Source organism: Pedobacter sp. D749 (genome assembly GCF_019317285.1).
Taxonomy (GTDB): domain Bacteria; phylum Bacteroidota; class Bacteroidia; order Sphingobacteriales; family Sphingobacteriaceae; genus Pedobacter.
Genome location: NZ_CP079218.1, coordinates 5,462,848 through 5,476,265 on the forward strand (window position 1 = coordinate 5,462,848; position 13,418 = coordinate 5,476,265).

At 38.8% G+C, this 13,418-nt stretch carries 12 protein-coding genes; all 12 read left to right on the forward strand.

Annotated elements, in window-relative coordinates; genetic code table 11:
* Window positions 1–325 precede the first annotated feature (325 nt).
* Entirely contained in the window at window positions 326–598 is a 273-nt protein-coding gene (locus tag KYH19_RS22500) for an acylphosphatase (RefSeq protein ID WP_121287381.1), read from the forward strand.
* A 76-nt stretch (window positions 599–674) separates the two neighbouring features.
* Window positions 675–2,153 carry a lipopolysaccharide biosynthesis protein gene (locus KYH19_RS22505; protein ID WP_219076869.1) on the forward strand — a complete coding sequence of 493 codons (1,479 nt, stop codon included), beginning with the start codon at window positions 675–677 and terminating at the stop codon, window positions 2,151–2,153.
* 54 nt (window positions 2,154–2,207) lie between these two features.
* Window positions 2,208–2,639: a dUTP diphosphatase gene (gene dut / locus KYH19_RS22510; protein ID WP_219076870.1), complete on the forward strand. Its 432-nt coding sequence runs from the start codon at window positions 2,208–2,210 to the stop codon at window positions 2,637–2,639.
* A 62-nt stretch (window positions 2,640–2,701) separates the two neighbouring features.
* Window positions 2,702–4,399, forward strand: coding sequence for a tetratricopeptide repeat protein (locus tag KYH19_RS22515; protein ID WP_219076871.1), 1,698 nt, complete (start codon window positions 2,702–2,704; stop codon window positions 4,397–4,399).
* The gene (locus KYH19_RS22520; RefSeq protein ID WP_132398023.1) at window positions 4,377–5,168 is read left to right on the forward strand and encodes a DUF4292 domain-containing protein; all 792 of its coding nucleotides are present in this window, start codon (window positions 4,377–4,379) and stop codon (window positions 5,166–5,168) included. Before KYH19_RS22515 ends, KYH19_RS22520 begins: the two co-directional genes overlap by 23 nt.
* A gap of 181 nt (window positions 5,169–5,349) precedes the next feature.
* Window positions 5,350–6,645 (forward strand): murein hydrolase activator EnvC, encoded by a 1,296-nt coding sequence (locus KYH19_RS22525; RefSeq protein WP_219076872.1) that lies wholly within the window; start codon window positions 5,350–5,352, stop codon window positions 6,643–6,645.
* A gap of 47 nt (window positions 6,646–6,692) precedes the next feature.
* On the forward strand, window positions 6,693–7,055 hold the full coding sequence (locus KYH19_RS22530; RefSeq protein WP_219076873.1) for a twin-arginine translocase TatA/TatE family subunit: 363 nt from the start codon (window positions 6,693–6,695) through the stop codon (window positions 7,053–7,055).
* An 11-nt stretch (window positions 7,056–7,066) separates the two neighbouring features.
* Entirely contained in the window at window positions 7,067–7,267 is a 201-nt protein-coding gene (locus KYH19_RS22535) for a twin-arginine translocase TatA/TatE family subunit (protein ID WP_029287719.1), read from the forward strand.
* Between the two features lie 18 nt (window positions 7,268–7,285).
* The gene (gatA, locus tag KYH19_RS22540; RefSeq protein WP_219076874.1) at window positions 7,286–8,704 is read left to right on the forward strand and encodes an Asp-tRNA(Asn)/Glu-tRNA(Gln) amidotransferase subunit GatA; all 1,419 of its coding nucleotides are present in this window, start codon (window positions 7,286–7,288) and stop codon (window positions 8,702–8,704) included.
* 208 nt (window positions 8,705–8,912) lie between these two features.
* On the forward strand, window positions 8,913–10,316 hold the full coding sequence (locus KYH19_RS22545; protein WP_219076875.1) for a lytic transglycosylase domain-containing protein: 1,404 nt from the start codon (window positions 8,913–8,915) through the stop codon (window positions 10,314–10,316).
* Window positions 10,317–10,501: 185 nt separating this feature from the next.
* Window positions 10,502–12,823: an NADP-dependent malic enzyme gene (locus KYH19_RS22550; RefSeq protein ID WP_132398033.1), complete on the forward strand. Its 2,322-nt coding sequence runs from the start codon at window positions 10,502–10,504 to the stop codon at window positions 12,821–12,823.
* A gap of 6 nt (window positions 12,824–12,829) precedes the next feature.
* Window positions 12,830–13,414, forward strand: coding sequence for a Holliday junction branch migration protein RuvA (ruvA, locus tag KYH19_RS22555; protein ID WP_219076876.1), 585 nt, complete (start codon window positions 12,830–12,832; stop codon window positions 13,412–13,414).
* The last annotated feature ends 4 nt before the right edge of the window (window positions 13,415–13,418 follow it).

Here is a 13,418-nt window from a genome sequence, read left to right on the forward strand (position 1 = left end):
CCGGAAAAATTAGTGTTAATGATAACCAGTCTAATTATAGTTTTTTGGTTTTTCAGATAATTCACCTGTTTTTTTATAAAGATTATGTTTGTAAAAAGCAAAGCTAGTATGTAAAAGAGTATTGGCAAATAACTTCAACTTTATTTATAATTCATACCCGCAGATGGGGTAGTTCTAATGTTAAACGTGATGGATTTTATAATACTTAGCCGAATAATCGCCTATAGCTTTGTTAAGTCAGTTCGGTGCCATCATTCATGTGTTAAAGAATTGTGATAATTCATTTACCTTTGCACCGGTAAACATTTCAACTTTACAACAATAAATGAAACACATCAATATAAAAGTAACAGGTAAAGTGCAGGGCGTTGGCTTTAGAGAAACGACTAAAATTATCGCCAACCAAATGATGGTAAATGGTTTTGTAAGGAACGAAAAAGACGGATCTGTTTATATAGAAGCAGAAGGTGAAGAAATCTTTTTGGAGGAATTTGTAAACTGGTGCAATGAAGGGCCAGACCGCTCACGTGTAGAAAATGTGGAGGTAAGCGATGGCGAAGTGAAAAACTATCGTAATTTTGAAATCTTTAAAAAGTAACAAGTATTCTGTATCAAGTAGCAAGATCGCTATCCTTGTATAATCTTGATACCTGATACTTTTATCTCAATCATAAATGTCTGTATATAAAAAGTTTCTTGGACAAACCATGATTTATGGTATCAGTACCATTTTTTCGAGGTTGTTCAATTTTATTTTAACGCCTGTTTACACGGGTGTTTTCGCTCCTGGTGTTTATGGTGTTTTTACCAAAATGTTCAGTTATGTGTCCATTATCAATCCAATATTGGCTTTTGGGATGGAAACCACCTTTTTCAGGTATTTAAATAAACATGAAGACCGGAAGCAGGAAGTGTACAACAATAGCTTTTTGGTAATCGCTTTTATATCAACCCTGTTTTTAATCACCGCATTAATTTTTTCCGATTACCTGGCCAGGTATACTTTAGATGGAAACATCGCCGAATTGGCCGATCAAAAATCTTACATACATTATTTCGCATGGATTTTATTTGTAGATGCCATCAGTGTAATTCCATTCGCCAAATTAAGGGCCGATGGAAAGCCATTTAAATATAGCTTAATCAAGTTTCTCAATATAGGTACATTTGTAGGCTTAAATCTGGTGTTCATTTACGTGATCCCATTCCTCATCAAGCACGATATAATGAGCGGATGGTTTACTTCATGGTATAAAGGCCGGTGGGTGGGTTATGTATTCGTAGCCAATTTAATCGCGAGTATTGTCACGCTGCTCATGCTTATTCCACAGTTTTTAGAAATCCAGTTTAAGTTTAGTAAAAGCTTATTCAATAATATGCTGGGCTATAGCTGGCCTGTTCTGGTGGCTAATTTATCGTTTATTATTAATGAAAATTTAGACAAAATTTTATTGGGTAAATACCTGCCGGAAACTATTGCCAATCATGATGTTGGTATTTATGGAGCCGTATGTAAGCTAGCGATCTTCATTAGTATTTTTAATACGGCTTTTAGGTTAGGTGCCGAACCGTTTTTCTTTAGTCATGCTAAAAATGCAAATGCAAAACAAACCTATGCCAATATTCTATATTACTTTGTACTCGCTTTATCCATCCTTTTTGTAGGCTTAACAGCCAATATCGAAATTATCAAATATTTCATCAATTCAAGGTATTGGGTGGGGCTCAACGCAGTTCCGTTTTTGTTGTTCGGTTATGTTTGTTTAGGTATTTATATGAATTTATCGGTATGGTACCGTTTATCCGATCAAACCAGGTACGGCTTATATATTTCTTTGGTTGGCGCTGTTTTTACCATCATCATGAACATTATCCTGATTCCCAAATTCAGTTATATGGGCTCAGCATGGGTATCAATGTTTGCCTATCTCATCATTATGGTTATTTCTTATGTACTTGGACAAAAGCATTACCCCATACCTTATAAACTCAAAGCAATGAGTATCTATATATTGGTTTCTATTGTTATGGTGTACTTATCTTTTTGGGTTTTTAAACGCAATATTTATATTGGAAACGGAATTTTGGTGCTATTTCTCCTGGGTATTTTCTATTTTGAGAAGAATAATGTAATGAAAATGCTAAAGAAGTAAATCACTAGAATTAATCATCTAAAATCTCACATCTCCAATCTCACATCTAATAAAATGGAAATAAAAATCATCAATACATCCGAACATCCTCTTCCACAATATGAAACTGCACATGCGGCAGGAATGGATTTAAGGGCAGCCATCACAGAAGATATAATACTTAAGCCTTTACAGCGCCTATTGGTGCCAACGGGTTTGTTTATTGAATTGCCAATTGGTTATGAGGCGCAGATCAGACCAAGAAGTGGCCTGGCCTATAAGCACGGTATTAGCATTGTAAATTCACCAGGCACAATTGATGCCGATTACCGTGGCGAAATAAAAGTTTTATTGGTAAATTTATCAGATACAGATTTTAAAATTGTTGACGGCGATAGGATTGCCCAAATGGTAGTGGCCAAACACGAAACTGTAAGCTGGCAGCCGGTTACAACTCTGGGCGAAACGGCACGCGGCGAAGGCGGTTACGGACATACAGGGAAATAGTCCACAGTCTTAAGTCACAAAATTCCTGAGTCAAAAGCAAATTATTTGGATTGATAAATGAGATGAAATACAAAGTACATTTTCTTGTTGCAGCTACTTTAGTGAGCTTCCAGTCTTTTGGGCAGGGAACGGTTATGCCGGTTGCCAATCGCGACAGCAATATGGTAAAGCAATTGTTTTTTGCAGGTTTGCGGGAGAAAATGTCTGAAAATTATGTCGTTGCTGCTACCAATTTTAATAAAATTATTGGGTTGGACCCTACTAACCATGCTGCCTATTTTGAACTGGCCAATGCAGACCTGCGTTTAGATAAACTCCCGGAAGCTGAAGAGCACATCAAACAGGCAATTAAAATAAATACTGGTAATTTGTGGTACTGGCGTTTACTTGGAGAGATCTATAAACGCACCAATAAAATGCCCGAACTGATCGGGGTATTTAACCAGTTGATCCGTCTCGATCCCGAAAACGATGCCTATTATTTTGACAAAGCCAATGCGCAGTTTTTAGCTAATCAGTTAGATGCAGCAAAAAAGACTTATGATGAAATACAGGTTAAATTCGGTGATTCAAGAGATCTGACGAATGCCAGAAAACGCTTTCAGGCAAATGGAAATGCCACAGAAAGTGATATTGTAAAATTATTGGAAGGCAACCAGGCCGATGTAAAGAACTATTTATATGCTGCAGGCTTGCTTTTGCAGAAGGGGAATGATCAGGAAGCATTAAAGGTGTTAACCAAAGCACAGCAGTTGGAACCCAATAATTTTGAGATTAACCTGGCTTTGGCCGACATTTACCGCAAGCAGAAAAATGACCAGGCAGCATTTTCTTCCTTAAAATTGGCATTTGAAAGCAGTGAAATGCCGCTCAGCGAAAAATTGAAGATCATCGCTGCACTTTTTCCTAATCTTAACCAGGCCCTTGTAGCCAAAAATGTAACTGAACTGAGTAAACTGGTAGCCGAAAAAAATCCCGCTGAAGCAAAGGCATTGGCGCTTTATGGCGATGTGCTTTATCAGCAGAATAACCTGAAAGAAGCATTGGCTCAATATCAGGCTGCTTTAAAACTTAACGAACAGATTTATGTCGTTTGGGAACAGGTAATCAATATTCAAACCCTGCTAGGGCAATATGTGGAAGCGATAAAAGTTGGCGATGAGGCCTTAAGCATTTATCCCAATCAGGCCAGTTTATATTATTATATGGCTTATGCGCTGTTTAAAACCGGTAAATATGAGCCTGCTCAAAACCATTTGAAAACGTCCTTACAGCTGGATGTGGAGAACAAAAGCCTGCAGGCGCAAATTTATGCACTTCAGGGCGATATCTACATTAATCAGAATAATTTTCCCCTGGCTAAAACAGCTTTCGAAAAAGCAATATCATTGGAGCCCGATAATTACCTCATTATGAATAACTACGCCTTCTATCTGGCGTTAAGAAATGATGAGCTAACAAAAGCATCGAAATATGCGGAAACAGCTGCCAATGCAATGCCTAATAATCCCTCAATTGCAGATACTTATGCCTTCATTCTGTTTAAGCAGCAAAAGTACGACCTGGCAAAAACCTGGATTGAAAAGGCTTTGCAAAACAATAGCAGTAAAAATGGTGTTTACCTGGAGCGATATGGCGATATACTTTTTATGAAAGGTGAAAAGGATGCTGCATTCATCCAATGGCAAAAAGCAAAAGAGGCCGGAAACGGATCAGAAGTATTAATTAAAAAGATAAATGAAAAGAAATATTTTAAATAGTGCAGTCCTGTTAGGAGCTGTAATTTTTGTTTCGGCATGTAAACCTAAAAAAGAAATTGTGGTGGCTCCTCCCACCAAAACGGAAACCAAAACAGATAATTCTAAAGCAGAAGCCTTAACCTTATTAAACAGCAAACAACTTAAGTTTAATACTCTTTCTTTAAAAGCAAAAGCAACTTTAGATATTGCCGGCGATGCAAATGACGTTACCATGAATTTCAAAATGAAAGACAAGGAAACCATTTGGGTAAGCATTACGGCCTTGGGTGGAATGGCAGAGGTGGCAAGGGCTTTGATTACGCCTGATAGCATCAAGATCATGAACCGGATAAAAAGCGAATACCTCAAAAAGCCGTTTAGTTATATTTACAATTTCACTAACAAACAGGTGAATTTTAATACGCTCCAGTCTATTTTAACGGGCAACGCGATGGGTGAGTTTTTAACCGCACAATCGGATGTTAAGCAGGAAAATGGTGTTTGGGTTGTTTCTGGAAGTAAATCGGAGTTAGATTACAAACTGCTTTTTAATACACTTTTCAAGGTATCGGAAACGAACTTAAATGACGTTAGAAACGGACAGGCATTAAAAGTTACCTATTCCGATTATCAGAAGTTAAATGAATCTTTATTTCCTAGTGCCTTGCAGATCAAAACGCTATCTAAAGCAAAAAAAATAAATATCGACCTTCAATTTGTGAAAATTGATGGCAATGTTCCTGTCGATTTTCCGTTTAATGTACCAAAGAGATTTAAGGTTGTAAAATAGCCCTTCAATTACAGTTAAATATCATGGTTTGCCAAATAGATCTGCTGCATCGCAATAGTCTGTTTGGCAATCTTTGCATTATATGAAGATTAAGTGAAGACGGTTCTGTAATAAGTGATTATGACCTTAGTATCTCAATTTTAAATACTTTTTACTGTAAAATTTTTATACTTTTGGCTTAATGAAGCTACAAAAACTCCTATTTATCCTTTTTTTAAGCGTGCTAACTCTTTCGGCAGTTGCACAAACTGAAAGCCAGCTCAGAAGGAAAAAAGAAGCTATACAACGCGAAATCGAACAGCTTCAGAAGAATTTAAATAAAACTGCCAATGGTAAAAAGCTTACTATACAGCAGATTAATACCATAAATGCCCAGATTAGGTTGCGCCAGGATAAAATTGGTACCATTAACTCTGAAATAAAAAATCTGGATAACCAAATCTCTCAGAACACAAATACCGTACATACATTACAAGGTCAGTTAGGCGATCTTAAAAAAGAGTATGCAGGCATGATCCGATTTGCCCAGCGCAACAGAAATTCGTACGATAAAATGATGTTCATTTTTGCAGCTAAGGATTTTAACCAGGCATATAAACGGATCAAATATTTACAACAGTTTAGTCAATACCGTAAAAAACAGGCTGGATACATTGAAAATACACAGCAGGACCTGAACGGAAAGATTAAAGTGCTGGACAAAACACTTAGAGAAAAAAGTGATTTATTGAAGGAACAGGAAAGAGAGCGTGAGCGTTTAAGCAAAGATAAAAGTAAGCAATCAGTAGAATTAAATAAACTGAGCAAGGACGAAAAACAGTTTAAACAGGACATTACCAGCCGTAAAAAACAACAGGCGCAGATAGACAGGGCCATTAGCGCTGCAATCCAGCGGGCTATTGAAGAAGCGAGAAGAAAGGCTGCCGAAGAGGCAAGAAGAAAAGCGGCTGAAGAAGCACGGATTGCTGCAGCCAAAGCCAAGGCTGAAAACAAACCTGTACCAACTGCTCCGGCTGCACCTGCAGCCAAAGCGAAATCGACCGGAGAATTGCTAACCGCAACACCAGAGGCAGCGAGATTGTCGGCAGGGTTTGAAAATAACAGGGGAAGGTTACCTTGGCCTGTAGCTACAGGAACAATAACAGAAAGGTTCGGTATGCATAAAATAGACCAGGCAAGTTATACCAATGATGGGGTAGACATTACTACTACCGATGGGGCGCCGGTTAGGGCTGTGTTTGCAGGTAAGGTTGCTGCAGTTCAGGTAATGATGGGTAGAACGGTGGTTTTAATCAACCACGGTGAATACTTTACAGTATATCAGAACCTGAGATCGGTTAGCGTGAGTGTAGGTAATTCTGTCGATACCAAACAAACCATTGGGGTTGTTGCCAATACTGGTGATGATGCGGTTCTGAAGTTTCAGATCAGAAGGGGACAGGCAGCGTTAAACCCTGAAGCCTGGATTAGTAAATAAACTTAAGACAAGTTAAAATGTCTATATTTGTATAAATTATATTAGTGATGTATCAAGGCACGTTATTAGAGTTTTTAAACATGGGTGGATCGGAGATCGTACTCATTTTAGTGGTAGTTCTATTGTTGTTCGGAGGTAAAAAATTACCTGAACTTGCAAGGGGATTAGGGAAAGGGATCAGAGAATTTAAAGATGCCTCTGATGGTGTGAAGCGTGAAATTCACAGAAATATTAATGCTATGGACTTAGATAAAGAAGAAGCGGAAGAAACAGCTGTAAATACCCATAGTCAACGTCATCACCCAACAGAGGAATCGCCTGTTGATGAAAAGGTTGAGTCAAGTGTGCCACATATCGATTTGGCAAAGCCTACGGACGAAAAAATTATAACTGACAAAGAAAAAGTTTAAACAAAAAGGTTATGTTAAATACAACAATAGCAGCAATGCTTGGAACACCAGAAATTATCATTATTGCGGTAGTGGTATTGTTATTATTTGGTGGTAAAAAAATTCCTGAACTGATGAGAGGTTTAGGTAAAGGTGTTAAAGAATTTAAAGATGGTAAAGATGGCGTTGATGGCGAGCAAGTAGATCCGTCTAACCGTGATAAAACTGTTTAATTGCAATAATTTTTAGTTTTGAAGAAGTACAGCTCTCTTAAGGAGATTCAAACACTCATTTCGCAAAAGCAATTAACTTTACCCGATTTATTGGCTTATTATTTTAAGCAAATTGAACAAAATGAACACCTCAATGCATTTAATGAGGTGTTTTTTTTATCGGCCGAAGTTCAGGCGAAAGCGATACAGCAGAAAATAGAAGATGGTACTGCGGGTAAACTTGCAGGGATGGTAATTGGTATTAAAGATAATATCTGTTATGAAGGCCATATCGTTACTGCATCATCAAAGATGCTCGAAGGCTTTGTATCTCCATATTCTTCTACAGTTGTGCAACGTTTGTTACAGGAAGATGCCGTTATTATCGGCCGTTTAAACTGTGATGAATTCGCTATGGGTGGCTCCAATGAAACATCATATTATGGGGTTGCTAAAAATGCGGCAAATCCAGAACTTGTTCCGGGTGGATCTTCAGGCGGCTCTGCTGTTGCCGTTCAGGCCGATATGTGTTTGTCTGCCCTGGGTACCGATACTGGTGGTTCGGTAAGACAACCGGCTGCTTTTTGCGGACAAATTGGACTTAAACCAACCTACGGACGTATTTCAAGGTATGGTGTGATTGCTTATGCTTCCTCTTTCGATCAGGTTGGTCCCATTACATCTTCAGTAGAGGATGCTGCTTTGCTCTTACAGGTTTTGGCTGGTGCTGACGATTATGATTCTACCGTTTCTCCTGTTGCAGTACCCGATTATCCTGCTCATTTGAATGAGCGTAAAAAACAAAAAATAGCAGTGTTAAAGGAAACTATTGAGAGCGAAGCCCTTAATCCCGAAATCAAATCTGCTATTTTAAAATCAATCGAACAGCTTAAGGCTGATGGGCACTCTGTTGAGTATGTTTCTTTTGATCTGTTGGATTATCTGGTTCCTGCCTATTATATTTTAACAACGGCCGAAGCTTCTTCCAACCTTTCGCGTTATGATGGTGTTCATTACGGACATCGTAATATGGAAGCGAAATCCCTGAATGAACTTTATAAATTATCCCGCGCGGAAGGTTTTGGTGAAGAAGTAAAACGCCGCATCCTTTTGGGTACTTTTGTTTTAAGTGCAGGATATTACGATGCATATTATCAAAAAGCACAACAGGTTCGTCGATTGATTAGAGAAAAAATGGATCTTCTGTTTCAGGATTACGATTTTATTCTGTCTCCTGTGGCGCCAACAGCAGCTTTTAAAATTGGTGATCATGTTCAGGACGCAATTGTGATGTACATGGCCGATATTTTTACCGTATTGCCTTCTTTAAGCGGAAATCCGGCAATTGCTTTGCCAATAGGCAATAATGAGGCAGGTTTACCGTTAAGTATACAATTTACAGCCAAACATTTTGAGGAAGATAAGCTTCTGGCTTTTTCTCAGGCATTTTTATCATAGTTTTATCGTCATTGCAAGGTACGAAGCAATTTTAATGCAAAAGGCATTATAGTAAGTATGGCAATGGCATTTTATTAACTGTTTTTCAGGCGTCGTCTGGAAGGTTCACAGGTCCTTAGCTTTCCCTTGATATGGAAAGAAAAAGGAATCTGTATAAAGGTTTGTGAGGACACAAACCACGGTTAATGAAAATTTGAACCAATAGCCCATGATTAAAAAATTACTTTTTGCTTCAATTTGTGCTTGTTTAGGATACGTTTCTTCCTCGTCTGCGCAACAAACACTCAAACTGGATAGTCTTCCTAAGATTCATAACAACATCTTTATCAATACCGATACTGTAGCTGTACCGCTTGTTTCTGAAAACCCATTAACCATGGGGCAGAACTTTATCTATAAGCTCAGGCTAGATTCTATCGCTAAAACGGTACCCCTTCCATACAACGAATACGTTCAGCAGTACATCGATATTTACGCCAAGCGTAAAGATATGTTCGGTAAAATGATCGGCTTATCAAGCTATTACTTCCCGATTTTTGATAAGGCTTTAAAAGACTATAACATTCCGCAGGAAATAAAATATTTAACTATCGTCGAATCGCAGATGAATCCGCATGCGATTTCGAGAGTAGGGGCAACGGGTATCTGGCAGTTTATGTTTGGTACCGGCAAGGCCTATGGGCTTAAGATGGATAATTTCGTAGATGAACGCAAAGATCCGATCCAGGCCAGTTATGCTGCAGCAGCTTATTTTAGAGATGCTTTTGAAGAACTTGGCGATTGGCTGTTGGCCATTGCAGCCTATAATTGCGGAAAAGGGAACGTTAATCGTGCTATTGAAAAAGCGGGATCAAGAGATTTTTGGGTAATCAGGCAGTTTTTGCCTAAGGAAACCAGAAACTATGTGCCGGCATTTATTGCTGCGGTTTATGTGATGAACTATTCCCACAAACATCAGATTACGGCACAGGCTTCGAACATGTTCTTAAAAACTGATACCGTTCAAACTACCCGTTTTGTTTCGCTATCTACACTTGCAAAAGTGTTGAATATTGATGAGACGGCGATTATAGCCTTAAATCCATCCTACAAGAAAAAGATTGTAAATGGTACAGATGATGAGCCAAAGCGTATTGTAATGCCCAAGTTAAGGGATATCGACTACGCTGGTATTTATGATGTGCTAAACAATCAGGAAGTGGATGTAAACATGAAAGTGGTAGCTGCCAGTACCGACGATGTAAGAGATTTAAGAAAGAAAAAAACTAGAAATGTAGCTACATCTGCTGTGGTGTATCATAAAGTTACCTCAGGACAAAGCTTAACAACTGTTGCCGACAAATACGGTGTAGAAGTACAGGACTTAAGGGTTTGGAACGGTTTAAAAAGCAAAACGCTGGTGCCAGGACAAAGATTAAAGATCTACGCCAAAAATCGTACACCATTAAAAGTACCATCATCGTTTTTAAGTTACAAGGTTAAAACCGGCGATACCCTGTCTGAAATTGCAGAGAAATTTGAGGGTGCAACCGTTCAAAGCATCAGAAGAGACAACCGTTTATCAAAAGCAGGGTTGCAAGTTGGGATGATTCTGAAAATTAGCAAGGGATAATACCTTAAACTGAACCATGGTATTTCTTTGATCAAGTATTCCGAAATTGTCTGGTAACAATTGGTTTAATCTATTTGGCGTTACCGGCAGATTAGTTTCGCATCTGGTTTAATTTATGAACAGCTTTTTATTTTAAGCCTCATAAAAAGAATTGTACCTTTGCGGCGTCACTAATAAGTTACTTAATGAGTAATACGAATAGAAAGCAAGATGCGTTGGATTACCACTCGCAGGGCCGTCCCGGAAAGATACAAGTAGTACCTACTAAACCAACAACATCGCAAAGGGATTTAACCCTGGCATACTCTCCAGGAGTTGCAGAGCCTTGTTTAAAAATAGCAAACAATAAAGAGGATGTTTACAAATATACCGCTAAAGGTAATTTAGTTGCAGTAATCAGTAATGGAACAGCCGTTTTGGGGCTGGGCAACATCGGCCCTGAAGCAGGTAAACCGGTAATGGAAGGCAAAGGCCTTCTATTTAAAATCTTCTCCGACATCGATGTATTTGATTTGGAGCTGGATACCGAAAATGTAGATGATTTTGTAAAAATCGTTAAAGCTTTGGAGCCAACTTTTGGAGGGATTAATCTGGAAGATATTAAGGCCCCGGAGTGTTTTGAGATTGAGCGCCGTTTAAAACAGGAGATGAATATTCCTGTAATGCATGATGATCAGCATGGAACAGCCATTATTTCTGGAGCAGCATTATTAAATGCCTGCGAAATTCAAAAAAAGAAAATAGATAAAATCCAGGTTGTGGTAAGTGGCGCTGGTGCTGCTGCAGTTTCCTGCTCTAAAATGTACCTGAGTTTAGGGGTTAAAAAAGAGAATTTGGTGATGTTCGATATCAATGGATTAATTGATATTCACCGTACTGATCTGGATGATATCCGCATGAGCTTTGCGACCACCAGGAAAGGTATTTCTAATATTGGAGAGGCTATGAAAGGGGCTGATGTTTTTATAGGACTTTCAGCAGCAAATGTTATTTCTCCGGATATGTTGGTGGGAATGGCTAAAAACCCAATTGTTTTCGCGATGGCGAATCCAAATCCTGAAATTGCCTATGAAGTGGCAATTAAAACCCGTAAAGATCTGATCATGGCTACAGGTCGTTCTGATTATCCGAACCAGGTGAATAATGTATTGGGTTTTCCTTATATTTTCCGTGGAGCGCTTGATGTTAGGGCAACCAGTATTAATGAAGCCATGAAAATTGCTGCGGTAAGGGCAATTGCCGAACTGGCCAAAAAATCGGTTCCCGAAGCCGTTAACCTGGCCTATAATGCACGTAATTTGAAATTTGGACGTGATTATATCATCCCAAAACCTGTTGATTTCAGGTTAATTACTGAAGTATCAACTGCAGTAGCAAAAGCTGCAATTGAAAGTGGCGTAGCCAGAAAAATTATTACCGATTGGGATGCCTACAATGAAGAATTAAGGAAACGTTTAGGTTTGGATGATGCCATCATGAGGGCGGTAACTACCAAAGCGAAGATGGATCCAAAACGGGTGGTGTTTGCAGAAGCTGATAACTATAAAATTTTAAAAGCTGCCCAGATTGTAAAAGATGAAAATATCGCCATTCCCATTCTTTTGGGGAATAAAGAGAAGATACAAGCCATTATTGATGAGCATGCGCTCGAGCTTGCGGGAGTAGAAATCATCGATCAGATGCAGAATCCTGAAAAAACTCAGCAATACGCAGAAGCACTTTTCAAAAAACGCCAACGTAAGGGAGTTTCTTCGATGCGCGATGCTACAAAACTATTGAGAGACCGTAACTATTATGGTGCTTCGATGGTTGAATTTGGCGAGGCCGATGCCATGATTTCGGGTCTGACCAAAAATTATGGTGCTACTATTAAACCTGCCCTGCAGGTAATCGGTGTAGAACCAGGCGTTAAGCGCGTTGCAGGTATGTACATGATGATGACCAAAAAAGGTCCTGTTTTCTTTGGCGATACCACTGTAAATGTAGATCCGACTGCAGAAGAGTTGGTTGATATTACGCTGTTGATTGATAAATCTGTTAAACAGTTTAACATCAAACCGCGTATTGCCTTATTATCATATTCAAACTTTGGTTCTAATGATGGGATAACTCCAAACAAAGTAAGGGAAACGGTAAGGCTTCTTCACCAAAATCACCCTGAAATTGTGGTAGATGGAGAAATGCAGGGAAACTTTGCCATCAACAACGAACTGTTGCAAGATAATTTTCCATTTAGCACTCTGGCAGATGCCCCGGCCAACACTTTAGTGTTTCCAAATCTGGAGTCGGGAAACATTGCATACAAATTGTTACAAGAGCTTGGCGGTGCCGAAGCAGTGGGTCCGATCCTGTTAGGATTGAATAAACCTGTTCATATTGTTCAATTAGGCAGTTCTGTACGTGAAATCGTTAATATGGTTACCATAGCTGTTGTAGATGTGCAGGCAAAAGAAGAAATTGCAACATCGAAACGAAAAGGTATATTTGGGAAAACAACTAAAAAGTAATATTACATGTACGCCTATATTGATGGTAGATTGACATTTAAAAACCCAGCCTATGTTGTGGTTGAAGCCGGAGGTATAGGCTATCATATAAACATTTCATTAAATACATACAGCGCTTTAGGCGATGCAGAAAGGTGTAAATTATATACCTGGCTGCATGTAAAAGAAGATGCACATACACTATACGGCTTCGCTGATGAAGGCGAACGCCGTTTATTTTTACATTTAATTTCGGTATCGGGTATCGGACCAAATACAGGCAGGATGATTTTATCCTCCATTACCCCCGTTGAGATTCAAACTGCAATTGTTAAGGCAGATTTGCCACTCATACAGCGGATTAAGGGTCTAGGTGCAAAAACCGCACAACGCCTGGTTTTAGAACTGCAGGATAAGTTAAAAAAAGAAGGTGTTGACTCATTAATTTCTATGCCTCAGCACAATACTGTTAAAGATGAAGCGTTATCAGCACTGGTAATGCTCGGATTCGCCAAACAAACCGCCGAAAAAACCATAGATCAGATATTAAGAGTGACAGAGGGAAGTCTTTCGGTAGAGCAACTAATTAAACAAGCTTTGAAAACTTTATAGATTT